Source organism: Bacillus daqingensis (assembly GCF_042654445.1).
GTDB classification, from domain to species: Bacteria; Bacillota; Bacilli; order Bacillales; family Salisediminibacteriaceae; genus Alkalicoccus; species Alkalicoccus luteus.
Genome location: NZ_JBHSGK010000005.1, coordinates 317,410 through 341,988, shown reverse-complemented (window position 1 = coordinate 341,988; position 24,579 = coordinate 317,410). Strand labels below are relative to the sequence as shown.

The following is a 24,579-nucleotide window of genomic DNA, read 5'->3' as shown; positions in this document are numbered from 1 at the left end:
TCACCCCTATCTACTGATGCCTGCAGTCATGCGTTCATGAATGCGTGCAAGCTGATTCGCGACAGTGCCATCATACACAGTATCTCCGATGCGTACGCGCAGCCCGCCGATGACATCTTTGTCCGTAACATTATGGATCGTCAGCTTCTGCTTTCCGGAACGCTTGGCAAATACGTCTGCAACGGCGTTCTTTTCAACTTCACTGAGCGGCTTGGCTGAATGTACGACCGCCTCAGCAACTCCCTGCGCTTCATATGTCAGCGCCTTGAAGTTGTCCGCAATGGCCGTAAACAGCGATTCACGCTGGTTGTCCACGAGAACCTTCAGCAGGTTAATCACCTGCTGGCTGACCTTGCCGGAAAAGGCCTGGTCGAGGATCTCTTTTTTACGGATGTTCGTCATCTTTGGATGGCGGAACACTTCGTCAAGAAGGTTCGTGTCCTGCGTAACCTGTGCTACGGTATCAAGATCTTCCAGAGTTGTGTCCAGCGTCCCCTGCTCCTGCGCCAGTTCAAACAGCGCAGTGGCATAACGCACACCGATTGGATGTCTCATCATAGGTCTTCGCCAACTTCTTTAAGTGTTTCCTGAATGAGTTTCTCCTGTTCCCGTTCATCCAGCTCTTTCTCGATTACCTTGGATGCGACAAGGACAGACAGGGTGGAAACTTGCTCACGAAGCGCGGAGATAGCCTGTGCTTTTTCTGTGTTGATTTCCTGTTTCGCGTTTTCTTTCATTCGTTCTGATTCACGGCGCGCGTTCTGCATGATGTCCGCCGCCTGGTTTTCACTTGATTTTTTCGCGTTTTCCACGATTTCTTTCGCTTCTTCACGCGCTGTCTGAATGGCGTCACGCTGCTCCTGCAGGTACTTTTCAGACTCTTCGCGGTTCTTTTCTGCCGTAGCGATCTGGTCCGCTACATGTTTTTCCCGCTTTTCCATCATTCCCATAACAGGACCGAAGGCAAATTTCTTGAGCAGGAGAAGCAGAACGAAAAATGCTGCTATTTGATAAAGCGCATTAATCCATTCAATTTCATTGATATCAAACAACAGGGTCGCCTCCTTTTTCCTAAGCTGTCTTGTGGGAAAAGGGAATCCAGACGAGCTGGACCCCTCTATCTACATAAGGAATGGCGAAGCGAGTTAAAACTTCTCCGCCAGTTAGAATGTGTTAACCTACATTTGACCAAGGAGCAGGAAGGAGATAACGATCGCAAAGATCGGAAGGGCCTCAACAAGCGGAATACCAATGAACATAACAGTCTGAAGCGGACCGCGCAGTTCCGGCTGACGAGTAACACCCTGAAGCGTGTTTGCAACAACAATAGCAACCCCGATACCACCTGCGATAGCTGCAAGTCCAGCTGCTAGACCAATACCAATACCAATAAGACCAATTTCAATCATTCTGAAAATCCTCCTTAGAATTATGTGTGATAGATGTATGAAGAATACGCCCTTGCAGGGTCATTATTCACGAAAATTAGTGTTCCTCGTTTACTTTGTGGGCCATGTACACCATCGTCAGCATGACAAAGATGAAGGCCTGAAGGGAACCAATGAAGACACTGAATGCCTGGAAAATAACGAGCGGCAGAAACGCACCGAACACCCAGAACAAACTTGACGTACCAAGGCCGACGAGCATGACGATAATAACTTCTTTCGCATAAATGTTTGCGAAAAGTCGCATACCAAGCGTGACCGTGTTGGAAAACTCCTCAATCAGCTTAAATGGTAATAAGAAGCCGACCGGACGGAGATAATCCTTTCCGTATTCTTTCGGACCTTTCAGCTTAATGCCGTAATAATGCGTCAGCAGGATCACGAACAGGGCAAGCGAAAGGGTCAGAACCGGATTTGATGTCGGGGAATTCCACCAGACGTAGTGCTCTCCGGCAGTCGCAAGCTCAAACGGAACACCCATCATGTTCGCAACGAACACGTAGAGGATGAGCGTGATGCCCAGCATAAAGAAATTTTTGCCGCGTTCCCAGTCCATCGTACTGCTGATGATGTTTTTGATAAACTGCACGAGATACTCAATGGCATTCTGCGCGCCGGTCGGATACATCTCAATGCGCCGTGTCATAAAGAATACGACGAAAAAGACGATGGTCATCGCTGCGGTTATCAGCAGAATGTTCGGCACGTTGACCGTCATCCACGGAATACCAAACAGATCGACCGTTAAGAATTGATTATCCAATCGTAAATTCACCTCTCTTTGATGCATTTCAGACGGTTCCGCTTTGCAAAAGCCGCACTACTGGAAATGTTTTTTTTGGAAAATGGGATCAATCAGAAGAATGACATACGTAACTGCGAGGCCTGCAATTACACCAATCATATCGAAATACTGGGGAAAAGCTTGCGCAATAACTAATGCGATGATGACACCAACCATCCTGCCGAGCGTTCCGATAGAAAACCTGTACCTGCCCGAAGCGTGCGAGTCGAGCACCCGCTTCGTCTGGAAATATGTACTGATGAGATTCAGCAGGCTAACCGCCGTACCGAATGCCATTCCAAGGAAAAACGTCGAAAACGACGTCACCGCAGCAGTCATGAGCAACAGGACGATGATAACCGCCGTGTAAATTGTGTAGCGTCTGGCAAGGTTATACATCATTGTCATCGTTGTCCTCCGTAAATCTCATCACTGTGGTGTAAATGCCGTACATCGCTGTGATCAGTCCTGCCAGAAGCAGAGTGATCAGAAAAACGCTGCCGGTTCCTAGCCATTGATCGAGCCATCTGCCACCAAAGACACCTACCAATACCGCTCCTATTATATAGGAGGATATCGTCGACATAAGCGCAAAGGCTTTCAAAACGGATCGATAAGGTGATCGCTTTGGCTCGTTCGGCATACCGCATGACTCCCCGCTCACAAAAAATGGATTGTTCACCCGATACCCTTAGTCATCGTACAACACGCCCCCCTGTCTGTCAACACAGTGAAAACGTCAACAATGCCGACGTATCAAGGGCTTGTGCAATGTCCGACTGCCTCGTCAGAACCCCTCGGATTCCGTCCCAAACCTTTTTCGCACGCCTCCTATTATACATAAGATTGTGAAAAATGTCTTTTATATGTGGGAGAAAATTAAATGTGAATTTTTTGTGAAGAATCAGGCTCTCTGCCTGTGACAGCAGGAATTCTGCCGGCTTACAGGAAAATCCATTCGGCAGATAAGCCAGAATGTGGTTTACGATTGTATAAAGAGGGTAAGAAAATTGCTATTTTGAAGAAGAACACGGTTTGCGGTGTCGGCAGCAGGCGCTTATTTGGGCGGTGCAGAAAAAGTTGAATGTTTGCATGCTGAAGTTAATCATTTGCCGGGTGTAAATGATGCTTTTTTCGTTATAACAGTCTTACGTTGATGCTCGTGAACAGTTGCTTGCCAATGATAAAGCTTTCAGAGGAAAAGTTGAAGCTTTTGCAGGCAATGTTGATGATTTACTCCGAAAAGTTGAACACTTTCATTAATCGTTTTTCACTATAAAAAAAGCAGAAGCCCTCGTACAGAGCTTCTGCCTTGCGACTTTTACTTTGTTCCAAACAAACGGTCGCCGGCATCGCCGAGACCTGGAACAATATAGCCTTTTTCATTCAGCTTTTCATCAAGTGCTGCGAGGAAGATATCCACATCAGGGTGGGCTTCCTTCATCGCTTCGACGCCTTCCGGTGCAGCGACGAGGCACATAAGCTTAATGTTTTGAGCGCCGCGCTTTTTCATGACGTTGATCGCTTCGATCGCCGATCCGCCTGTGGCAAGCATCGGGTCAACGACGATAAAGTCACGCTCGCTCGTGTCCTTTGGAAGCTTCACGTAATATTCGACCGGCTTGAGCGTTTCCGGGTCACGGTAGAGACCGACGTGGCCGACCTTTGCAGCTGGAATGAGCTCCAGCATGCCGTCTACCATGCCGAGACCGGCGCGCAGAATCGGGACGATGCCGAGCTTTTTGCCGGCGATCGTGTGGCACGTTGCTTCTGCCACCGGCGTCTGTACCTGTACTTCCTGAAGCGGCAGCTCGCGGGTGATTTCGAACGCCATGAGACCGGCAATTTCATTTGTCAGCTCGCGAAATTCCTTCGTGCCGGTCTTCTCATTGCGTATGTAAGAAAGTTTATGTTGAATCAACGGGTGGTCAAACACGTATACTTTTGCCATCATTTTCACGCTCCTCAGCTTCGTTTCCTTTGCGTATTCTACCGTACCAGGGCCCTCTCTGCAAGAGCTGATCACGCATGCACCTGCCGAATGAACGGCTCGCGCTGCTTGAAGAGCAGCATAAACCTGGTCTTCTTTGCCCCGCAGCGCTTGCCACCGCCGCTTCGTCCCTTTCTTTTCCATAAAAAAGGGGCCGTCCTCCACGATGGATGGACAGCCCCGAAACAGGGCTCAGCGCCTATTCGTCTTCGTACATTGGGAAGGCAGCAGTCAGCTTCGCCACGCGGCTGCGCGCTTCTTTGAGCACTGCTTCGTTTTCCGGATCCTTCAGTACAGAAGCGATGATTTCGCCTACTTCTGTCAGCTCCTGTTCTTTGAAGCCGCGGGATGTGACCGCTGCTGTACCGATACGGATACCACTTGTGACAAACGGGCTTTCCGGATCGAATGGAATGGCGTTTTTGTTCGTCGTAACGGCCACTTCATCGAGCGCTTTTTCCGCTACTTTTCCTGTCAGGTTCAAGCTGCGCAGATCGAGCAGCACGAGGTGGTTGTCGGTGCCGCCGGAGACGAGATCGATCCCGTTGTCCGTGAGCGCCTTGCCGAGCGCTGCCGCATTTTTCTTCACCTGCTGGGAATACGTTTTAAAGTCGTCACGAAGCGCTTCGCCGAATGCGACAGCCTTCGCGCTGATCACGTGCATGAGCGGTCCGCCCTGCAGACCAGGGAAAATCGCTTTATCGAGCTTTTTACCGTACTCTTCTTTGGCGAGAATCATACCGCCGCGCGGTCCACGAAGGGTTTTGTGCGTTGTCGTGGTCACAAAGTCCGCATACGGCACCGGGTTCATGTGGTCGCCTGTTGCGACAAGTCCTGCGATGTGGGCCATGTCGACCATCAGGTATGCATCGACTTCGTCCGCGATTTCCTTAAAGATGCTGAAGTCAATTTCACGCGGATAGGCGCTTGCACCGGCAACAATCATCTTCGGCTTGTGCTCCTTCGCCAGCTCGCGCACCGTATCATAGTTGATTTTACCGGTGTCCGGCTCGACGCCGTAGCCGACAAACTCATACTGCTTTCCGCTGAAGTTGACCGGGCTTCCGTGCGTTAAATGTCCGCCGTGGTTCAGATCCATGCCGAGCACTTTGTCGCCGTGCTCCAAAAAGGCAAAGTAAACAGCCATGTTCGCCTGGGCGCCGGAGTGCGGCTGCACGTTGGCATACTCTGCCCCAAACAGCTGCTTGGCGCGGTCCCGCGCGATATTTTCGACGGTGTCTACGTGCTCACAGCCGCCGTAATAGCGCTTTGCCGGATATCCTTCTGCATATTTGTTCGTGAGAACCGATCCCTGCGCTTCCATTACTGCACGAGATACAAAGTTCTCGGATGCGATCAGCTCGATGTTATCGCGCTGACGCTTCAGTTCCAGCTCCATTGCCTCAAAAAGTTCCGCGTCCTGTGCCTTTACATGACTAAGTGCCTGCTTATCGATCGTTGTCATTATACATGGACCCTCCCTAAGCTCTTCGTAATTAGCTTGATACTGCCCTTCATTTTAACGCCTGCCGCGAAAATAAGCAAAGGAATTTGCACTCGTCGGACGAATGAACACGCTTTCATTCTGTTTTTTCTTAAAAACCAGTTGATTCGCGTGATTTTATCTCCCAAAACAGAGCGAAAAGACGGATGTCCCTTCGCTCTGTTTGCTTAAACATTCGTATTTTGTCTACTCCTCAATGAATGTCCGCTTCCGGTAGACAGCGACCGTCAGTACAGCAGCCGCAACTGTCCATCCGGTAATAACAAGCAGATAGCCGGATACGTCAGCCAGTCCTCCGCCCTGGCCGACGGCAGCCGCAATGTACTCCAACTGAAAGTTCGGCAAGTATTCCAGCCAGGCAGCAATATCATACTGCTGGAAAAACTCGATGAATAATCCGCCCATGCCGAGAATGAAAATAACCGGCAGAATCAGCACCGATGCTTCTACGAGCGTCCGGGCAAGCAGACCGAGCAGCAGACCGACCATTAAATAGAACACAAGCGAAATCGCCAGGCCTGCATACACGTATATTCCTTCCGGCGTGTAGCCGGTGATTTGCATGCAGATGACGAGTGTTACGGCAGTCAAAGCGGCAGCTACTGCACTTTTTCCCGTTAAAATCTCCGTAGATGTCGCAGGTGACAGCATGAGAGAACGAAGCGTCTTCTTTTCTTTTTCTTCAGCGATCAGCGCCGTCTGCACAAAGCAGGCGACAGAGGCAAACGTCAGATTAATGACGAGGTAATGCACAACAAGCGGAATATCGTCCTGGCGTCCAAACATGAGCGCGAAGAAAAATGGCATCACGGCTGTTGTCAGCACGAACATGTTCTTGGAGAGCTCCTTCATGTCTTTCGCAGCGATGGCGTAGGTTCTGACGATGGAAAAATTCATACGAGCTCCCTCCCGGTTGTTTGAATAAAAATGTCTCCAAGCGTTGGCAAATTCGTTTTAACCTCAGCCACACGGCCGCTCCCAATCCAGTCGGCGAGTTTTGCCGCATCATCCTTCGTCTGCTGCAGGCTGTATGCTGAACCGTCCTTCAGTTCAACGGAGATCGTGCCATCGGCGTACGCCTGTCGCAGCAGCTTCGGCTTGTCGCTCAATTGAACCCGTCCATTGTCCAGGAAGGCAACACGGTCGCAGAGCGTTTCCGCTTCCTGCATATCGTGCGTCGTTAAAAAGATCGTGGTCCCCTGCTCCCGCATTTCCTGCAGACCGCGGTGAATGCGGCTGGAGCTCGCCGGATCAAGCGCCGCTGTCGGTTCATCGAGGAACAGCAGCTCCGGCTCATGCAGAATCGCTCTTGCAAACAGCACCCGCTGTGTCATGCCTTTGCTCAGCTTGGCGGCAGGCTTCTTCTTTTCCCTACTCATGCCAGTCAGCTCAAGTACTTCGTCAATTCGTTTTCCAGGCTGCTTTACTTCATAAAGCTTTGCGAACAGCTTTAAATTTTCCTGAACGGTCAGCCGCTGGTACAGACCGCTTGCCTCCGTCATGATCCCGATCCGCTGTAAATTTTCCCGCCGCTTCATCTGCAGCGCCGGCTTTCCGAATACTTCTGCTTCCCCATCCGTAATTGGCATTTGTCCGGTCAGCAGATGAATCGTCGTCGTCTTTCCAGCTCCACTCGGTCCGAGAAACCCGTAAATTTCTCCGCGGCTGATGTCGACATGCAGTCCGTCGAGCGCCTTTTCCTGCCCGAAATACTTGCTCACCTGATTCATATAGATGATACTCATGTGCATTTCCTCCTTGGCTGGTTGATGCTTTCAGCGTAAAAGGAAATCCGTGCCGGCGCAGTAAAAATCGGCTGAACGGAGCATATGACCGGCTGACAAGCGCACCTTACAGGCCAAAAACAGCCCGCAGTTCGTCGAGCTTCTGCTTGGAAAGCGGCACTTCCGTTTTTGCTTTGTTTGCGAGCTGCAGACTGTAGCTGTTGCGCGTCCACGTGATCACTTCGCGCACCTTTTGCAGGTTGACTATATAGGAGCGGTGACAGCGGAAAAAGCCGAATGATTTCAGCTTCTCCTCTAGCTCCTGCAGCGTAAACGCACACGGATAGGATTCGTTGTTGATACATATGTACGATCGGCTGTCCCGGCTCTCAATATAATCAATTTCCGGAGGATCAAACAGCACCATTTTATCCTCCAGCTTTGCCGGGATTTTTGAGAAACGAACCTCATCTGCCGTTGCATCACCGGTCTCATGATCGTGCTCAACCGGCACTTCTTTCAGTCCGTCCTCCTTTAACCGGTATATCACATCTGCTGCGGTAATGGCACTTTCCATTGCAGACGTGAGAATGAGCACGGCACGACCGCTGTCTGCAAGCTTTCGCAGCTGCCGGCGGATGATTTTACGGGATTCGGTATCGACGTTTTGCTCCATTTCTTCCACGATATAGATAGAAGCATCCTGAAACAGCATTTTCGCAGCGCAGATCCGTCGCTGGATGGAATAGGAGAGCCGGTCAATCCGGTCCCGATAGCAGTCAAGCAGCTGCAGTTCTTCGGCTGCTGCTTTAGCTGAAAGGCTGGACTGGTACAGGCGTCTGTAAAAGGTGAGCTGATCTTTGACGGTAAGCTTTGGATACAGACCTTCTTCACGCAGCATGAGCGACATCTGCTCATCTGGCATCATCGCATCCTCCGCTTTGAATACCGCTTCTTTAGCGATGATTGCCTCAATCAGCTCCAGCTGATGTTCACTCGCTGTATAACAGGCGGTGATCGTTTCGTTTGGAAGCGGGATCGTCAGCTCCGGCAGGCGTCGTCCGGCTCCAGCTCGCGGGATAAAGTGCAATTCGGTCATCACGTGCTCCTTTCACCAGGATCATTTCCCGGGAAATAGTCGTCTATTTCCTAATTCTACCGCATGCTTGAAAAATGTACACCATCGGTTTATCAGCAGGATACCAATAAGAACATATGTTCTTATTGCAGGGTGCAGTCCCTGACTTTCGTCCCTCAAACATGGTGCAGACTTATCACCTGCTGCACGAAAAAACCTCAGGCGCTTCTGCCTGAGGAATGTCTTCTACTTATAGGAGGCGCGTGCGCCGCCGATCAGCTTCGGCCGGGTGCGCGCAAACGTGACGTGTGCTTCCCCAATCGACTTGATCGAGGTGCGCACCGGCACGGCCACTTCCTTTAAATGCATGCCGATAAACGTATCGCCGATGTCGATCCCGGCGTGAGCGTGAACACGCTCCACAACGACCGGATCATTCATTCGTTCGTAAGCAAGAGCTGCCATCGAGCCGCCTGCTTCCGGCACAGGCACGACCGTTACCGGGTCGAGGTGATACCGCTCGGCTGCCTCTGCTTCGAGCGTTAAGGCGCGGTTGATGTGTTCGCAGCCCTGGAAGACGAGATGCACCCCGTACTTCGTCTGAAACGCTGAAAAAGCATCCCACAGCTCACGCGCTACGTCTGTCGTGCCGGCTTTTCCGATTTTATGACCGCGCACTTCACTCGTACTTGTGCCAATAACGAGCAGCTGACCGGGCTTGAGTGCGGCCTGCTCCTGTAGCTCTTCCAGCGCCAGCGTGACATCGTGCTTCAGCTTTTCTTCCACGGCAGATCCCCTCCTAGCGATTTTCGTATTTCATCATTTTGTCGACGCGCCGCTCGTGGCGGCCGCCTTCAAATTCAGTGGAGAGCCATACCTTTACAATTTCCTGTGCGATCCCTGGCCCGACGACGCGTTCTCCCATGGCCAGCACGTTCGTGTCATTGTGCTCACGCGTTGCTTTTGCAGAAAACAAGTCGTGCACGAGGGCACAGCGGATGCCTTTCACCTTATTTGCCGAAATCGACATGCCGATGCCGGTTCCACAGATGATAATACCGCGGTCTGCTTCGCCGGAAGCGACCATTTCTGCAGCTGGAATGCCGTAGTCTGCGTAATCAACGGAATCGGCGGAGTGGTTGCCAACGTCCTTTACTTCATGGCCAAGCTCTTCTATAACGGGTACGAGCTGCTCTTTCAATGCGTATCCTGCATGGTCTGATCCAACTACAATTTTCACTTCCGTCACATCTCCTTTTGTGCTAGTTTCTTTACAAGTTTCTCAACTGCTTCTTCGATTTCTTCATACGTTGCGTTGTAAATGGCTTCGTCTCCGCCGAATGGATCACGGACATCCATCGCCGGCAGATCCCATTCCAGCCGATCGATGGCGCGCTGATGCGGTTCGAGCGCCTGAAGCAGCTCCTCTTCCATTTTTTTCTGCTTATCAGACTGCATCGGTCTTTCATCGTTGTATTTATCCACAGCCGACTGATTGTCCGCAACAAAAGCCGCACGCTTCATTTCGATCTGGGCGAGATGATCGCGAAGCTCATCGATTTTATCAAGCGATTCCTGATCGTCCAGCACATATTCCTTCAGCGTGTACACGTGATCCGCCCGCTCCGGAAATTGCTCAATCACGAGCTGCTTATGCGATTCTGTCATCGTAAGGACGAGATCGGCCCAGCCGAGCAGGTCCTCCGTCAGAGACTGTGACTGATGACTTTCCATTAGATTATGACGGGCCAGCGCCTGCCTGGCACCTTCTGAAATCGGCATGCCGTCCATTGCATGCACGCCGGCTGATTTCGCCTGCATGTCCTCATGCTCTCTCTTTTCCATAAATACGGCTTCTGCCATCGGGCTTCTGCACGTATTTCCGGTGCAGACAAATAACACTCTCTCCATCCTGTCACTTCCTTTGTTCTGTCTTTATATCCTTCTCATACCCGACGCCGTCCGTCGTGAATCTCTCTTCTATTTTACCATATTATCCGATTTTCGGCCGTTATTCACATGTGGATAACCGCTTCACGCATAAAAAAAGCAGGACCCCGCTGCGACGGGATTCTGCCTATTTGCTAGAACGTACGGTTTTCCGTGAGCACGCGTCCTCCAGCTGCTTTCACGAGCCGATTCATCACTGCAAAGCCAAGGTCTTCTCCTGCAATCACCTGCATGAAAATCTGATCGACCTCTGTTTCTTTAAAGGTGCGCAGGGCATGATAAAGCTCGCGCGCGACTGTTTCGGTATCGCCGGCTGGCAGCACGTATTCGCGATCGGCGCCGCTCTCTCCGGCAAGATCTTTCGTTAAAATAACGCCGACCCGCTCCCCGCGCTCGCGGCTGGCGCGAATTTGTTCATGCATGAAAGCAGTGGTGCCATCCAGCAGCGTGAGCGGTGCTTCCGGAGCATAGTGGCGGTATTTCATACCAGGCGATCTCGGCTGTTCTTCTTCTGACAGCGCCGGATCCACGTCGACGGTGCCGATGACGGCTTCGATTTCGGCTGACGTCACGCCTCCCGGCCGTAAAATAAGCGGAGGTTCCACCGTACAGTCAATCACCGTAGACTCCAATCCGACTCCGGTGGGACCGCCGTCCAAAATTCCCGCAATCCGTCCATCTAAATCCTCGGCCACGTGCATCGCACGCGTTGGACTCGGCCTTCCCGACCGATTTGCGCTCGGAGCAGCGATGGGACAACCGGAAGCACGAATCACCGCTCGTGCTGCAGGATGGTCCGGCAGGCGGATGCCGACAGTGGATAAACCTGCCGTTACCTTTGTGGATAACGTGCCGTTATGAGGGAGAATGATCGTTAATGCCCCCGGCCAAAAGGCGTCCATCAGTTTTTCAGCTGTTTCCGTGATCGCTGCCGCAGCAAGCGCAGCATCCTGTTTATCGGCGATATGCACGATCAGCGGGTTATCGGACGGACGGCCCTTCGCTTGAAACACAGAAGCGACGGCTGCATCAGAGCGGGCATCTGCGCCGAGTCCGTAGACGGTTTCAGTCGGAAATGCAACCAGCTTTCCCTCACGCAAAAGCGCCCCAGCTTCAGCGACCGCAGCTTGAAACGTCTTTTCCCCAACATTATCCACAGACCAGTGGATAGTTTGTTGATAATCCATCAGTTATCCACTCCCCTCGAATTATTTAATCTGATGTTCGCCGGACAACTCTACACATTCTGTGGATAAAAACGGTTTATCCACAGAAACTGGGTATAACTTCCGCATATTCCGTGGATAACTTTGTGGAATACCGAAAAAGTTATCCACGGATACGAACAGGCTGACGGATTGCCGAAACGATCCGCTCCCGTCCGTTGATGTCGCGTCGTACGTTCACTTCCGCATCCGGAAGCGCCTCTTTCAGGAGCGCCGCTACGGCTTCTCCCTGACCGTCCCCGATCTCAAACGCTGCCAGGCCGTCTTCGTTTAACATGCCAGGCAGTGCCGCCGCGAGCCTACGGTAGATGACGAGTCCGTCCTCCCCTGCAAACAGGGCACCTTCCGGCTCGTGCTCGGTGACGTTTCGTTTCATAAACGACCGGTCTCCCTCTGGTATATACGGCGGGTTGGATACGAGTACATCAAACATTCGTCCGGCTACCGGACTGACGAGGTCACCGAGCAGAAACGTGACATCTGCTTCAAGCGAAGCTGCGTTTTGTTCGGCTGTTTGAAGCGCCCGTTCAGATATATCAACTGCCGTGACAGAAGACTCCGGCAGCTCCAGTGCCAGTGTAATGGCAATGATTCCGCTTCCCGTACCGATATCGACTATAGATGCGTCCTGCTTCCGGCACTGCTCGAGCACGTGCTGCACGAGCTCTTCTGTTTCCGGACGCGGAATCAGCACGTCCGGGTTGACGTGAAAACGACGCCCGTAAAATTGTTCGCTGCCGGTGATATGCTGCACGGGCACGCCGGACGCGGCCGTGCACACATCCTCCATGTACCGTTCCAAAAGTGACTCCTCGATCGGACTGCGCATTTCTGCCAGCAGCTGAGCCCGGCTGTATCCGGTATGGTGCTGCAGAAGAATGGAGGCAATTTCTTTTTCTTCTCCGGCTTCCTCCAAAAAAGAAGAAGCCCGGGAGAGGGCTTCAAACATCATCGTCATGGACATCTCCTTAGTTTGCGTTCTCCATCATACGGGACTGCTCTTCAATGATAAGCGGATCGATCACTTCATCCAGTCCGCCTTCTAAAATCTGATCCAGCTTCTGCAGCGTCAGGCCAATACGGTGGTCCGTCACGCGGCTCTGCGGGAAATTGTACGTGCGGATCCGCTCGGAGCGGTCGCCGGAGCCAACAGCTGATTTGCGATGCTCGTCGTATTCTGCCTGAGCTTCCTTTTGAAACTTGTCATAGATGCGGGCACGCAGTACCTTCATCGCTTTTTCTTTATTCTTGATCTGTGATTTTTCATCCTGACAGGAGACGACGACGCCGGTCGGCATGTGCGTAAGCCGCACGGCAGACATCGTCGTGTTTACCGACTGGCCGCCCGGTCCGCTCGATGCGAACGTATCGACGCGGATATCTTTTTCGTTAATGTCGACTTCTACTTCTTCAGCTTCCGGCAGAACCGCAACCGTCGCCGTCGACGTATGAATCCGGCCGCCGGATTCTGTCGTCGGCACGCGCTGAACGCGGTGAGCGCCGTTCTCGTACTTCAGACGGGAGAAGGCTCCCTTTCCGTTTACCATAAAGATAATTTCCTTATAGCCGCCGATGCCGGTGCCGTTCGCTTCAATCACTTCCGTTTTCCAGCCCTGCTGATCCGCGTAGCGGGAATACATGCGGTACAAGTCTCCGGCAAAGAGAGCTGCTTCATCGCCTCCGGCTGCACCGCGGACTTCCACGATGACGTTTTTGTCATCGTTTGGATCCTTTGGAAGCAGGAGCACGCGCATCTTTTCCTCGAGCTCCGGGATCTCGTCGCCGAGCTCATCCATTTCCATCTTTACCATTTCACGCATCTCATCATCGAGACTGTCCTGCAGCATTTCTTTTGCTTCGTCGTACTGCTGCTTAATGTCCTTATAGCGGCGGTACGTTTCTACCGTTTCCTGCATGTCGGACTGTTCCTTGGAATAATCGCGCAGTTTTTTGTTATCACTGATGACGTCCGGATCCATCAAGAGCTCTGTCAGCTGATTGTACCGGTCCTCTACTGCTTGCAGACGATCAAACACGTCGCTTCACCTCACCTTAAATTCGCGTCACCTCGTCCATCGGGCAGACGAAGGCACTTTCTATCCTTTTCACAGTATAGGCGTAAACCCTGTGAAAATCAACGGGCAGAGCCGGATTTGACAGGGGTGCAGATGTGTTTACGAAAAGTGGGCCGGGGGGTATAGGAGAAGCAGTATGCAAGGAGGGATAGCATGAAAGTAGTGATTATCGGCGGAGATGCTGCCGGCATGAGTGCCGCCATGCAGATTGTACATAAACGGGAGGACGCTTCGATTACGGTGCTCGAGCGCGGCGGTATTTATTCATACGGCCAGTGCGGGCTTCCTTATTATCTGGGCGGAACCGTTGATGAGGCGGAAGACCTGATTGCCCGTCCCGTTTCCTTTTTCCGCGACAAAGGAATCGATGCGAAAACGTACCACGAAGTGACAAAGGTCGAATCTGATAAACAGCTCGTCCACGCGTTCGATCACGAAAGCAGCAGCGACGTTTCCTTCAGCTATGACGTGCTGCTCTGTGCAAGCGGCGGCAGTCCGTTACGCCTGCCGGTAGACGGTGCTGATTTGGAAGGCATTCATACGCTGAAGACGATCCCGGATGCGAAAGCGATTAAAGACGACCTCGAGCAGACCGACCAGATTACGATCGTCGGCGCCGGCTACATTGGACTGGAGGTAGCGGAAAATTACGTCGAGCAGGGGAAAAAGGTGCGCCTCATTAACCGCTCCGATAAACTCGGCAGCAACTTTGATGAAACCGTGAGCGAGGCCCTGCGCGAAGAAGCAGAAAAGCACGGCATTGAGCTGCATCTGCATGAAGACGTCACGCGCTTTGAAGGCGAAGACGGCCGCGTGTCCCGCATTGTGACGACAAAAGGATCGTATGAAGCAGACGGCGTCATCGTTGCGGTCGGCATTTCGCCAAACACCTCCTATTTAGAAGGAACTGGCGTGCACCTGCATTACTCCGGAGCCGCGATTGTCGATCCATACATGCGCACGAACGTGGCCAACATTTATGCCGCCGGCGACTGCGCCACCCAGTATCACCGGATAAAAGAGCAGCATGACTACGTTCCGCTCGGCACGCACGCCAACAAGCAGGGCCGGGTTGCCGGCGCCAACATTTCCGGTGAGCGGAAGACGTTCCAGGGCATTGTCGGTACTGCCATCATGCGCTTTTTTGATCTCACTGCGGGCCGTACCGGCATCGGCGTGAGTGAAGCAAAGGAAACCGGCTACGCCTGCAGCGTGAAAGTGATCGAGACGCATCCGTATGCCGATTACTTCCCGGGGGCCAATAAAATGAAGCTGCAGCTCGTAAAAGATGATGCCAGCGGGCGGCTCCTCGGCATCCAGGCCGTCGGCACGACCGGTGTTGACAAGCGGATTGACGCGGCTTCGGTCATGATTTACAACAACATGACAACGACCGACATTCAACATTTGGATTTAAGCTACGCCCCGCCGTACAACTCAACATGGGATCCCGTACAAAAAGGGGTAAGAGCCTTTAAATAACAACAAAAGCCCGCACGTCGAGGTGCGGGCTTTTCAGACTGTGGATAAAGTCATTTTAGGTGAATAAGATGGCGGCTGCCTGTATCTGCGGACCCTCGCTTTCCGGAGAGAACGGGCTCGGCTTTCCCTTCTTCCGTCCGCCGGACCTTCGCCTCGTTCTGAGCCGAGATCCTTCGATGTCGGCAGCTGATCGTACGTTTTACGTGCCTGGTTATGAAGGCACAATCGGCTTCCATACGGATAGAACTTCCTCATGAGACGTTTCGATGTTAAATAGGGATGTCCGTCCTACATCGAATTCATGATAAATGTCAAAAAGCAGTTACGTCTGTCGTGACGTTGTTCTCCAACAAGCAGAGCCGTTTTCCCGATGTGTCCGGCGTGCCCGTGGAAGCCGCGCAGTCTGAAGATGCCGTACCGTCCAGATCTGCGAACGGCATCCACGCACGGGCGGAGCCGGACTGGCTCTTGAAGGCTTCTTGTAAAAAGCCCGTGTCCGAAGCCGTGCCTTTCTTCCTTTCATACAGGGTTACCCTGAGAAATAGCTGAAGGCCAGCCCAAGGCAGGCTCGGTAAGCAGAGGGGAAAGTCAACCAAACGAATCAACATGTAAGTTGAAAGGCTTTTGCGTGCATACACGCATGCCTAGGAGACTGGTGCTATTCCTTCAATTTCAGCTGGAAGAGTGGGAGTTGATCTGGTGAAAATAGACTGCAGTTGAAATACGCTATTTTATCCTTACTGGAGGCTGGGCGGCGTTAAGCCGCTTTCGCCTTTCGTTAAGTTGCCTTTCGGCTCCTCAGTCGAAAACCATCATTATATTCATTGCCCAAACAAGAAAAAACCGGGCCGCGGCCCGGTTTCCTTTAAGCTATTAAATGACAACGCCGCCGTCTACGGCGAGAATCTCGCCGGTGATAAACGAGGCTTCGTCGGAGGCGAGGAATAAATACGCGTTTGCGATGTCACGGCTTTCCGCAAGCCGGTTCATGACGGACTTCTCTTCCATAAAGGCAAGCACCTTGTCCGGCATCTTTTCGGTCATCGGCGTTTTTACGAATCCAGGAGCAACTGCATTGACGCGCACATTAAAGCGGCCGAGCTCCTTGGCCCACGTTTTCGTCATGCCGTTCACGCCCCATTTCGCGGCTGCATAATTTGTCTGGCCGAAGTTGCCGTAGCTCCCAACAACGGAGGACGCATTTAAAATGACCCCGCTCCCCTGTTCCTTCATAATGGCAGCAGCTGCCTGCCCGGTGTTGAACACGCCTTTTAAGTTCACGTCAATGACACGGTCCCACTGATCTTCTTCCATTTTCAACAGCTGTGCGTCTGCAGTGATGCCGGCGTTGCTGACAACGATGTCGACCGAGCCGAATTCCTGCTTGCACTGCTCGAGCATCGCCTTCACGGAGTCGCGGTCTGTGACGTTGACCGTGCAGGCAGAAGCACGTCCGCCCGCCTGTTCAATCGCTCCCACCGTCTGCTTCACATCGTCCTCGTTCATATCTGCCACGACGACAGTGGCTCCTTCTTCTGCAAACCGGAGGGCGGTTGCCGCTCCAATTCCTCGTCCTGCTCCTGTGATGACAGCTGCTTTATCTTTTAATCGCATGTGTATCTCTCCTTTAAACTAATAGAGTTTCTTTTTACAGTAATCCGACGGCATATACCGCAATGGCGACGACCGCGGAAAAGACAGGGATCAGGGCGCCGACGACGAAGATATCCTTGTAGGAATCTTTGTGCGTCATCCCCGTGATCGCCAGCAGCGTGAGCACGGCACCGTTATGCGGCAGCACGTCCAGTCCGCCGGAGGCAATCGAAGCGATGCGGTGGAACGCTTCCGGCTCCATATTCGTCGCAATCGCAATTTCATAATAGCGGTCCCCGAGCGCATTGAGCGCGATCGTCATCCCGCCTGAGGCAGACCCGGTCGCACCGGCGAGCACGTTGATGGCAACTGCCTGTGAAAAGAGCGGGTTTCCCGGCACGCTCAGTACGAGCTGGGTCAGCCGGTCAAAGCCCGGTACCGCCTGCACGACTGCCCCGAAGCCGACAGCGGCACTCGTGTTGACGATCGCAATCACGGAGCCGCCTGCCCCGGCGTTGACAGCGGCGGAAAAGCCGCGGAATTTGTGAATATTAAATGCCATGATCAGAAAAATACCGATCAAGAGCGCCACGACAATGTCGAGTCCGAACAAGTTCAGAGAAAGCACGACCGCAGCGAGCGGTACGAGCGACAGCACCGTAAACAGCTTCGGCGGTATTTTCTCCTCCTCTTCCTGGTTGAACACCTTTTTGTCCTTCGGCTCTGTATATACTTCCCCGGCAGCACGCAGCTTCCCTTCCCGCCAGCGTAAATATAAGTAGCCGCCGACAGCCATGACGATCGCCGCGGAAATCCCCATAATCGGTGCGGCCATCGCATCCGTCTGGTAGTAGTCGCGCGGAATCAGGTTTTGAATCTGCGGCGTGCCGGGAATCGCCGTCATCGTAAACGTAAAAGCTCCGAGCGCAACCGTCGGCGGAATGAGCCGGCGCGGAATATTGGCGTCCCGGAACATGGCAAGCGCAAGCGGGTACACCGCAAATACAACGACGAACAGGCTGACCCCGCCGTACGTCAGTACAGCTGCTGATACGATAACCCCTAAAATAGCCCGCTTCGTGCCGATCACCTTCGTGAGCGCTTCTGCAACAGACCGGGCCATCCCGGTATCCTCCATCAGCTTCCCGAAGATCGCGCCGAGCATAAAGACAGGAAACCAGTCACGTGCAAAACCGACGAAGCCGTCCATGTACGTATTCGTGTAGGCGTCAAGCAGATCCAATCCGCCTGTTAATGCGACGACCCCTGCTGCGATCGGGGCTACCCAGATGATCGACCACCCGGCGTATGCAAGCCCCATAATAAGTAATAGCCCTAGAAATATGCCTAACATGAGTGTCCCCCCTTAGTTAACTGCCGGCTGCATAGCCTCCTGAAGCCCCATGCGTTCCCGGTTGAAAATCATTTTATCCATCGTTTTCAACTCCGGCGAAATAACCGGCCGGAAGTTCATCTGTGCGAGAATGTCGGCTTCGAGATCGACACCCGGTGCAATCTCGGTCAGCATGAGCCCGTCTTTTGTCAGTTCGAATACGGCCCGCTCGGTCACGTACATGATCGGCCGCTCCAGCTCGGCGGCGTATGTGCCGCTGAACGTCGTCTGCTCGACCTGCTCGAGGAATTTCTGCACCTTTCCCTCCTGTAAAATACGGAGCTCGCCATCTTCGACATCCACTTTCAGGCCGCCTGCAGTAAACGTGCCGCAGAAAACCACCTTCTGCGCGTTTTGCGAAATATTAATGAAGCCGCCTGCTCCCGTGACCTTTGAGCCGAACTTGCTGACATTCACGTTTCCTTCCTGATCCAGCTGCGCGAGTCCGAGAAAGGCGATGTCGAGTCCGCCCCCGTCGTAAAAATCAAACTGATACGGTTGATCAATGATGGCATCCGGGTTATTCGCAGCGCCAAAGCTGAGTCCGCCTGCCGGCATGCCGCCGATCGGTCCGGATTCCACCGTCAGACGCATGTCGCTGAGTACGCCTTCTTCACTTGCTACAGCTGCCACTCCTTCCGGCACGCCAATGCCAAGGTTCGTGATCGCTGCCGGGATCAGCTGCATCGCCGCACGGCGCGCGATTATTTTACGTTCATTGAGCGGCAGCGGCTCGAGTGAATCAAGCGATCGTTTGATCTCGCCGGAATAAGACGGGTTGTACTGCTCGGCAAATGTCTGCATGTGATGCTCCGGCGCTGCTTCTACGACTGCATCGACGAGGATGCCGGGAATTTTGACGAGCTTCGGATCAAGCGTGCCGCGCTCGACCACCTTTTCCACCTGCAGCAGCACGATGCCGCCGCTGTTTTTAGCTGCCTGCGCAATCGAAAGTGCTTCCAGGCTTCCGGCTTCCTTCGTCATGACGGCATTTCCCTCTTCATCTGCATACGTCGCGCGAATGAGTCCGACGTGAATCGGAAACGTCTTGTAAAACAGATACTCCCGGCCGCCGATTTCCATCAGCTCGACGAGTTCTTCCGTCGTGACGTTGTTGATTCGTCCTCCGCCCTTGCGCGGGTCAACAAAAGTGCGCAGGCCGACGTGGGAAATCGTTCCTGGCTTGCCGGCAGCTGTATCCCGGAACATGTGGGTGATGATGCCCTGCGGCAGATTGTAAGCCTCTACTTTGTTGGCAATCGCAAGCTCCGCCATTTTGGGCGCAAGCCCCCAGTGGCCGCCGACGACGCGCTTTAAAAATCCGGGATGTCCGAAATGATTCAGCCCTTTTGCTTTTCCGTCCCCTTGGCCTGCTGCGTACATCAGCGTCAGTCCGGCCGGTGCTTGCTCCTCTAAAAAGCGTTCTTCAATGGCGATCGCGAGCCCTTCCGGCACCCCCGTGCCGACAAATCCTCCTGTAGCTACTGTCGATCCGTTCTCAATCATGCCCGCTGCTTCACGGGCGCTCCTTACTTTTGACATGCGAGTCCCTCCTAAAAACGTTCTGCCACGTTACATTGCAAGTTCCGTGCCAACTTCTCACCGACAAAACTTGCGGTATGACAGGGTTTTATAGAAAGCGCTTTCAATCTAACGGATAAAGTTGTACGTATTTCTAAACAGATAATCGAATGACTCTAATCAATATGTAAGCGTATTCATACATGTTTTTCAGAAGAAGTGAACATGTGTCAGATAAAGCGGACACTTTCAATTGTATTGCCCGAACCGCTGGATGCCGGTAAAAAAAGAATACGCCGGGAAGCTTGTCCCGGCGCTGGCACTATACCTTTTCATACCGCTTCAGTTTTTCATACAGAGACGTCCGGCTGATGCCGAGCAGGCTGGCAGCGAGCGATTTATTTCCATCTGCATAGCGAATCGCCTGCTCCACCGCCCGCTGTTCCGCCTCCTGCAGCACTTGCTGCAAGGCAGCTGGCTTTTCCATCGTACCGCCGCGAATCGACGGCGGAAGGTGCTCCGGCTTCAGCGAGCTGCTGCCGCGCGCGATCGTAACCGACCGTTCCAATACGTTTTCGAGCTCCCGCGTGTTGCCGGGCCAGCTGTACGTGCGAAGCAGCCGCCAGACATCCTCATCGACGCCGGCGACCGACGTGCCGGTTCGCTCCGAGGCTCGCGCGAGAAAATGCGGCACAAGCTCCTCCAAATCGTCTGTCCGTTCACGCAGCGGCGGAATCAGGATGGAAAAAACGTTCAGCCGGTAGTAAAGGTCGAGCCGGAACTGTTCGTCTTCAATCATGCTTTCAAGGTCCCGGTTGGTCGCCGCGATAACCCGGATATCCACGCTTCGTGACGCCGTGGCACCCACCGGCTCCACCTCCCGCTCCTGCAGGACGCGAAGGAGCTTTACCTGAAGATGCAGCGGCAGTTCGCCGATTTCATCGAGAAAAATCGTACCGCCGTCCGCTGCTTCAAATTTGCCTTTTTTACCGCCGCGTTTAGCGCCGGTAAACGATCCTTCTACGTAGCCAAACAGCTCGGATTCGATCAGATCGCCGGGAATCGCCGCACAGTTAACCTTCACGAACGGACCAGGTGCACGCGGACCTGCCAGATGAATCGCGTGGGCAAACAACTCTTTTCCTGTCCCGCTCTCTCCCTGAAGCAGCACGCTGCTGTCCGTGGCAGCAGCCTGCCGGGCCATTTCCTTCGTCCGGTTCCATGCGGCGCTTTTCCCTAGCAGCTGGTGGAACTGGTAGCTGGCCCGGTTAGTCTCGCGCCATTCACCCTTATAAGAGTCGAGCTCCCGTTCCAGCTTTTCAATTCGCCGCTTCAGCGCCTTGAAGCCGCCTAAATTTTTGAAAAGCACTTTGCCGACCGCTCCGTCGAGCTCGCCGTCCTTGTAAAGCGGCAGCCGGTTAGCGACCATATAGTCGCCGTTGATTTTCTGGATATCGGCAATTTCCGGCTTACCGGTTTCGGCGACAATGTGCATACGCGTATTTTCGATGATGTCGGCGACGTGGCGGCCAACCATATCTTCTTCCTTCATCCCGATAAACTGGGCGTACTCATTATTAACCATTGTAATGATGCCGCTGCGGTCGACCATGATAATCCCGTCGGAGGAGAGCTCAATCACCATTTCCATCTGTTCCGCCTTGTCTTTCCAGGCTTCATCTGCCGGCGCTTCGTCCGAGCGTACCTGCAGCAGGAACGAGCCGCCTGCAGGCTCTGCGAGCAGGTGATACGTACGACCTTCTTTCTCGACCGTCGTCGGCACCGCCTCCGCTTTCCCATGCAGGTAAGAGAGGAGCTCGCCGCCTCCCGGAATCTCTTGCAGCTCTGCGGCCTCCGTTCCGGCTGACGCGAGAATCTCTCCGCTGCCGGAAAGGAGACAGAGCATCCCTCCTTGCGGACAGAGAACGCGCAGCAGCTCTTTTCGTTCTGCTGCTGCCAGTCTGTCCGCTTCCTTCAGCCAGTCGTCTGCGTGAATGACACCGGCAAGTCCGCCTGCCTCATCTGCAACAGGCAGGACCGGCGGAAGCCAGCGCCATCCGGCAGGAACATCGTGCTCCCTCAGCATCACGTCCGGCTTTTCCATGACAGCCTCAACGTGCGTATCCGGTCCGAGCCCGTTCATCATCGAGCTCATGAGCGTATCGGCCGAAATCCAGCCCGCCGCTTTTCCGTCAGCATCGACGACCGGTACTGCCTCATCCTTAAGACGGTATAAGCCCGCGGCTGCCTCCTGAATGGTATCCGTCGTGCACAGCACGAGGTTTGGCTGCTTTAAAATGTGATGAACGTGAATCCGGCTCAGCATATCGGCTCTCCTCCACTTCGTTTACTGCTGCGGCCGTTCGACGAGCAGCGCCGTTCCCTGGCCCCCGCCGATGCAGAGTGCCGCCATCCCCCGGCTCTGACCGCTTCGCTTTAATTCATACAGCAAGGTGGTCAGCACGCGCGCGCCGGAGGCACCGATCGGGTGCCCGAGTGCGATCGCGCCGCCGTTTACGTTAACCTTTGCCGGATCGAGCTTTAAATCATCGACGACAGCGAGTGACTGTGCGGCAAATGCTTCATTTGCTTCCACGACGTCCAGATCATCAATGCCCCAGCCGGCACGCTCCAATGCCTGTTTCGCAGCCGGTACCGGCCCGTAGCCCATGATGTCCGGATCAAGTGCGGCATTGCCGTAAGCTTTTAAGACAGCGAGCGGCTTTACTCCGAGCTCGTTTGCCTTTTCTTCTGACATGACGACGAGCATCGCTGCCCCATCGTTGATGCCGGAAGCGTTTCCTGCTGTCACTGTGCCTCCGTCTTTTTTGAAGGCCGGCTTCAGCTTCGCCAGCTTCTCCATCGTCACGTTCGGCTTTGGAAATTCATCGTCGGACACGGTTGTCACTTCACCTCGGCGGCCCGGTACATCGACTGGCACAATCTCATCCTGAAAGCGGCCTTCTTCCACGGCACGGCCGGCGCGCTGCTGGCTTTCCAGTGCAAATGCATCCTGCCTTTCACGGGAAATGTTCCACCGCTCTGCAATGTTTTCAGCGGTGATGCCCATGTGCACCGGTTTAAACGCGTCCATCAGGCCGTCTTTCAGCATCGTATCGACAAGCTTGCCGTCGCCCATGCGCTGGCCCCATCTCGCGCCAGGCATGACGTACGGTGCGTTGCTCATGCTTTCTGTGCCGCCCGCTACGATAATGTCGGCGTCGCCGAGCATAATAAACTGGGCCGCCATGCTCACCGAACGAAGTCCGGATCCGCAGAGCTTATTGATCGTTGTCGCCGGAACCGTATCCGGAATTCCGGCCTTTATCGCCGTCTGCCTAGCAACGTTCTGCCCGAGTCCGGCGGAAAGAACATTACCGATATAGACATCTTCAATTTGATCCGGCTGAAGTCCAGCCCGCTGAATCGCTTCCTTAGCAGCGTGCGCCCCAAGCTCCACGGCTGATACTCCTGAAAGGGCGCCTCCAAAATTGCCGACTGGTGTACGTGCTGCGCTTGCAATAACTACATTTCGCATGTGTAAGTCCTCCTTTGAATTTTACGTATGCGCTTTCTTTATCATGCAATAAGCGTGCCACTCTCGTAAAGTGTTCATTTTTCCGTACACCTCAGCAAAGGAAGGACAAATGGCCCTCAGCGCAGTCCAATCAGCCTTTGCGCTCCCATTAAAAAAGCCAGCTGAGCACAACGGCTTCAGCTGGTTTTTCGGTTACTGGTCGGTATTACGGGCGAGGTTGATGGCTGGCACGTGGGTCGTTTTCGGTCTGCCGGGCACGTCGTGGCAGTGGCGGCAGCGCGGCTCGTACTGCTCGGAAGCACCTACGAGGATGATCGGATCATCGTAGGAGGCCGGTTTATTGTTAATAAGACGCTGGGTGCGGCTGGCAGGGGAGCCGCAGGAAAGGCAGATCGCCTGCAGTTTCGTGACCGATTCGGCAAGCGACAGCAGCAGCGGCATGCAGCCGAACGGTTCTCCACGGAAATCCTGATCCAGGCCAGCGCAGATCACGCGCTTGTTGTCATCAGCAAGCGTCTGCACCACGTCGACGATCGCCGGGTCGAAGAACTGAATTTCATCAATTGCGACAACCTGTGTATCTTTTTCAAGCAGGGTGTAAATATCCTCAGAATCTGTCACCGGATACGCGTACACTTTTGACCCGTTGTGCGAGACGACTTCAGTTTCACTGTAGCGGTCGTCAAGCTGCGGCTTGAAAACCTGTATTTTCTGGCGGCCGAAGCTTGCGCGGCGGACTCGGCGGATCAGCTCCTCCGACTTGCCGGAAAACATGCTGCCGCAGACCACTTCAATCCAGCCTTCTTTACTCGTCAGATGCATAGGCGACGCTCCCTGTTCATGGTTTTTGTATGTACAGCGGTCAAATAGTCATAAAAAAAACACGGCATCCGCGACGCTTCCGCTAAGAGCCTCAGCTCCAACGGGGTAATCCAGCGTCGGTTCCGCACGTGTTCTGACAGAGACGGGCCGGAATGATCCGGCCGCTTCTCTGAATGGAGTCTGCTTACATTCCGTACTTCTTCTTGAACTTGTCTACGCGTCCACCTGCATCAGCAAACTTCTGCTTGCCAGTGTAGAACGGATGAGAATCAGAAGAAACTTCGACTGTGTAAAGCGGGTATGTGTTCCCGTCTTCCCACTCGATTTCCTGATCCGTGCTCGCTGTAGATCCACTCAAGAACATGAAGCCAGTACTGGAATCTTTGAATACTACTTTACGGTATTCTGGGTGAATTCCTTGTTTCATGTCTTTTCAACTCCTTCCGCCCTG

The 24,579-nt window shown here is 53.5% G+C and carries 25 protein-coding genes; 1 reads left to right on the top strand and 24 read right to left on the bottom strand.

The window, feature by feature from the left end:
* Nucleotides 1-6: 6 nt before the first annotated feature.
* The 17 genes from ACFO4L_RS07940 to prfA form a co-directional block, all read right to left on the bottom strand.
* A complete protein-coding gene (locus tag ACFO4L_RS07940) occupies nt 7-558 on the bottom strand; it encodes a F0F1 ATP synthase subunit delta (RefSeq protein ID WP_377909150.1) in 552 nt (183 codons plus the stop codon).
* The gene (gene atpF, locus ACFO4L_RS07935) at nt 555-1,052 is read right to left on the bottom strand and encodes a F0F1 ATP synthase subunit B (RefSeq protein WP_168005917.1); all 498 of its coding nucleotides are present in this window, start codon (nt 1,050-1,052) and stop codon (nt 555-557) included. The genes ACFO4L_RS07940 and atpF overlap by 4 nt, the downstream gene beginning before the upstream one ends.
* Before the next feature lie 126 nt (nt 1,053-1,178).
* The gene (gene atpE, locus ACFO4L_RS07930; RefSeq protein ID WP_205774536.1) at nt 1,179-1,409 is read right to left on the bottom strand and encodes a F0F1 ATP synthase subunit C; all 231 of its coding nucleotides are present in this window, start codon (nt 1,407-1,409) and stop codon (nt 1,179-1,181) included.
* 76 nt (nt 1,410-1,485) lie between these two features.
* A complete protein-coding gene (gene atpB / locus ACFO4L_RS07925) occupies nt 1,486-2,211 on the bottom strand; it encodes a F0F1 ATP synthase subunit A (RefSeq protein ID WP_377909149.1) in 726 nt (241 codons plus the stop codon).
* A 57-nt stretch (nt 2,212-2,268) separates the two neighbouring features.
* Nucleotides 2,269-2,640, bottom strand: a complete 372-nt coding sequence (locus ACFO4L_RS07920; protein WP_168005915.1) for an ATP synthase subunit I — start codon at nt 2,638-2,640, stop codon at nt 2,269-2,271.
* Nucleotides 2,624-2,875 carry an AtpZ/AtpI family protein gene (locus ACFO4L_RS07915; RefSeq protein WP_377909148.1) on the bottom strand — a complete coding sequence of 84 codons (252 nt, stop codon included), beginning with the start codon at nt 2,873-2,875 and terminating at the stop codon, nt 2,624-2,626. Before ACFO4L_RS07915 ends, ACFO4L_RS07920 begins: the two co-directional genes overlap by 17 nt.
* A 678-nt stretch (nt 2,876-3,553) precedes the next feature.
* Nucleotides 3,554-4,183 carry a uracil phosphoribosyltransferase gene (upp, locus tag ACFO4L_RS07910; RefSeq protein ID WP_168005910.1) on the bottom strand — a complete coding sequence of 210 codons (630 nt, stop codon included), beginning with the start codon at nt 4,181-4,183 and terminating at the stop codon, nt 3,554-3,556.
* Nucleotides 4,184-4,421: 238 nt separating this feature from the next.
* Entirely contained in the window at nt 4,422-5,687 is a 1,266-nt protein-coding gene (locus ACFO4L_RS07905) for a serine hydroxymethyltransferase (RefSeq protein ID WP_377909147.1), read from the bottom strand.
* 225 nt (nt 5,688-5,912) lie between these two features.
* Nucleotides 5,913-6,623, bottom strand: a complete 711-nt coding sequence (locus ACFO4L_RS07900; RefSeq protein ID WP_377909146.1) for an ABC transporter permease — start codon at nt 6,621-6,623, stop codon at nt 5,913-5,915.
* On the bottom strand, nt 6,620-7,471 hold the full coding sequence (locus ACFO4L_RS07895; RefSeq protein ID WP_377909145.1) for an ABC transporter ATP-binding protein: 852 nt from the start codon (nt 7,469-7,471) through the stop codon (nt 6,620-6,622). Before ACFO4L_RS07895 ends, ACFO4L_RS07900 begins: the two co-directional genes overlap by 4 nt.
* Nucleotides 7,472-7,577: 106 nt before the next feature.
* Nucleotides 7,578-8,549, bottom strand: coding sequence for a LytTR family transcriptional regulator DNA-binding domain-containing protein (locus tag ACFO4L_RS07890; protein ID WP_377909144.1), 972 nt, complete (start codon nt 8,547-8,549; stop codon nt 7,578-7,580).
* Between the two features lie 225 nt (nt 8,550-8,774).
* The gene (locus ACFO4L_RS07885; RefSeq protein ID WP_377909143.1) at nt 8,775-9,314 is read right to left on the bottom strand and encodes a TIGR01440 family protein; all 540 of its coding nucleotides are present in this window, start codon (nt 9,312-9,314) and stop codon (nt 8,775-8,777) included.
* Between the two features lie 13 nt (nt 9,315-9,327).
* Entirely contained in the window at nt 9,328-9,768 is a 441-nt protein-coding gene (gene rpiB, locus ACFO4L_RS07880) for a ribose 5-phosphate isomerase B (RefSeq protein ID WP_377909142.1), read from the bottom strand.
* Nucleotides 9,769-9,773: 5 nt separating this feature from the next.
* Complete coding sequence (locus tag ACFO4L_RS07875) at nt 9,774-10,439, bottom strand: low molecular weight protein arginine phosphatase (RefSeq protein WP_377909141.1); 666 nt, start codon at nt 10,437-10,439, stop codon at nt 9,774-9,776.
* Nucleotides 10,440-10,612: 173 nt separating this feature from the next.
* Entirely contained in the window at nt 10,613-11,665 is a 1,053-nt protein-coding gene (locus ACFO4L_RS07870) for an L-threonylcarbamoyladenylate synthase (RefSeq protein ID WP_377909140.1), read from the bottom strand.
* A gap of 142 nt (nt 11,666-11,807) precedes the next feature.
* Nucleotides 11,808-12,662: a peptide chain release factor N(5)-glutamine methyltransferase gene (gene prmC, locus ACFO4L_RS07865; RefSeq protein ID WP_377909139.1), complete on the bottom strand. Its 855-nt coding sequence runs from the start codon at nt 12,660-12,662 to the stop codon at nt 11,808-11,810.
* A 10-nt stretch (nt 12,663-12,672) separates the two neighbouring features.
* On the bottom strand, nt 12,673-13,740 hold the full coding sequence (gene prfA, locus ACFO4L_RS07860; protein WP_377909138.1) for a peptide chain release factor 1: 1,068 nt from the start codon (nt 13,738-13,740) through the stop codon (nt 12,673-12,675).
* 192 nt (nt 13,741-13,932) lie between these two features.
* On the opposite strand from prfA, the gene ACFO4L_RS07855 reads away from it, so the two are divergent.
* The gene (locus ACFO4L_RS07855) at nt 13,933-15,261 is read left to right on the top strand and encodes an FAD-dependent oxidoreductase (RefSeq protein ID WP_377909137.1); all 1,329 of its coding nucleotides are present in this window, start codon (nt 13,933-13,935) and stop codon (nt 15,259-15,261) included.
* An 873-nt stretch (nt 15,262-16,134) separates the two neighbouring features.
* Here ACFO4L_RS07855 and fabG read toward each other — a convergent pair.
* The 7 genes from fabG to ACFO4L_RS07820 form a co-directional block, all read right to left on the bottom strand.
* Entirely contained in the window at nt 16,135-16,875 is a 741-nt protein-coding gene (gene fabG, locus ACFO4L_RS07850; RefSeq protein ID WP_377909136.1) for a 3-oxoacyl-ACP reductase FabG, read from the bottom strand.
* Between the two features lie 34 nt (nt 16,876-16,909).
* Nucleotides 16,910-18,208, bottom strand: coding sequence for a GntP family permease (locus ACFO4L_RS07845; RefSeq protein WP_377909135.1), 1,299 nt, complete (start codon nt 18,206-18,208; stop codon nt 16,910-16,912).
* A 12-nt stretch (nt 18,209-18,220) separates the two neighbouring features.
* The gene (locus ACFO4L_RS07840) at nt 18,221-19,789 is read right to left on the bottom strand and encodes an acyl CoA:acetate/3-ketoacid CoA transferase (RefSeq protein WP_377909134.1); all 1,569 of its coding nucleotides are present in this window, start codon (nt 19,787-19,789) and stop codon (nt 18,221-18,223) included.
* Nucleotides 19,790-20,090: 301 nt separating this feature from the next.
* Nucleotides 20,091-22,094: a sigma 54-interacting transcriptional regulator gene (locus ACFO4L_RS07835; protein ID WP_377909133.1), complete on the bottom strand. Its 2,004-nt coding sequence runs from the start codon at nt 22,092-22,094 to the stop codon at nt 20,091-20,093.
* A 21-nt stretch (nt 22,095-22,115) separates the two neighbouring features.
* Nucleotides 22,116-23,306: an acetyl-CoA C-acetyltransferase gene (locus tag ACFO4L_RS07830; RefSeq protein ID WP_377909132.1), complete on the bottom strand. Its 1,191-nt coding sequence runs from the start codon at nt 23,304-23,306 to the stop codon at nt 22,116-22,118.
* Between the two features lie 192 nt (nt 23,307-23,498).
* Nucleotides 23,499-24,128, bottom strand: a complete 630-nt coding sequence (locus ACFO4L_RS07825; protein WP_377909131.1) for a thymidine kinase — start codon at nt 24,126-24,128, stop codon at nt 23,499-23,501.
* Between the two features lie 184 nt (nt 24,129-24,312).
* Nucleotides 24,313-24,555: a type B 50S ribosomal protein L31 gene (locus ACFO4L_RS07820; protein ID WP_377909130.1), complete on the bottom strand. Its 243-nt coding sequence runs from the start codon at nt 24,553-24,555 to the stop codon at nt 24,313-24,315.
* Between the last annotated feature and the right edge of the window lie 24 nt (nt 24,556-24,579).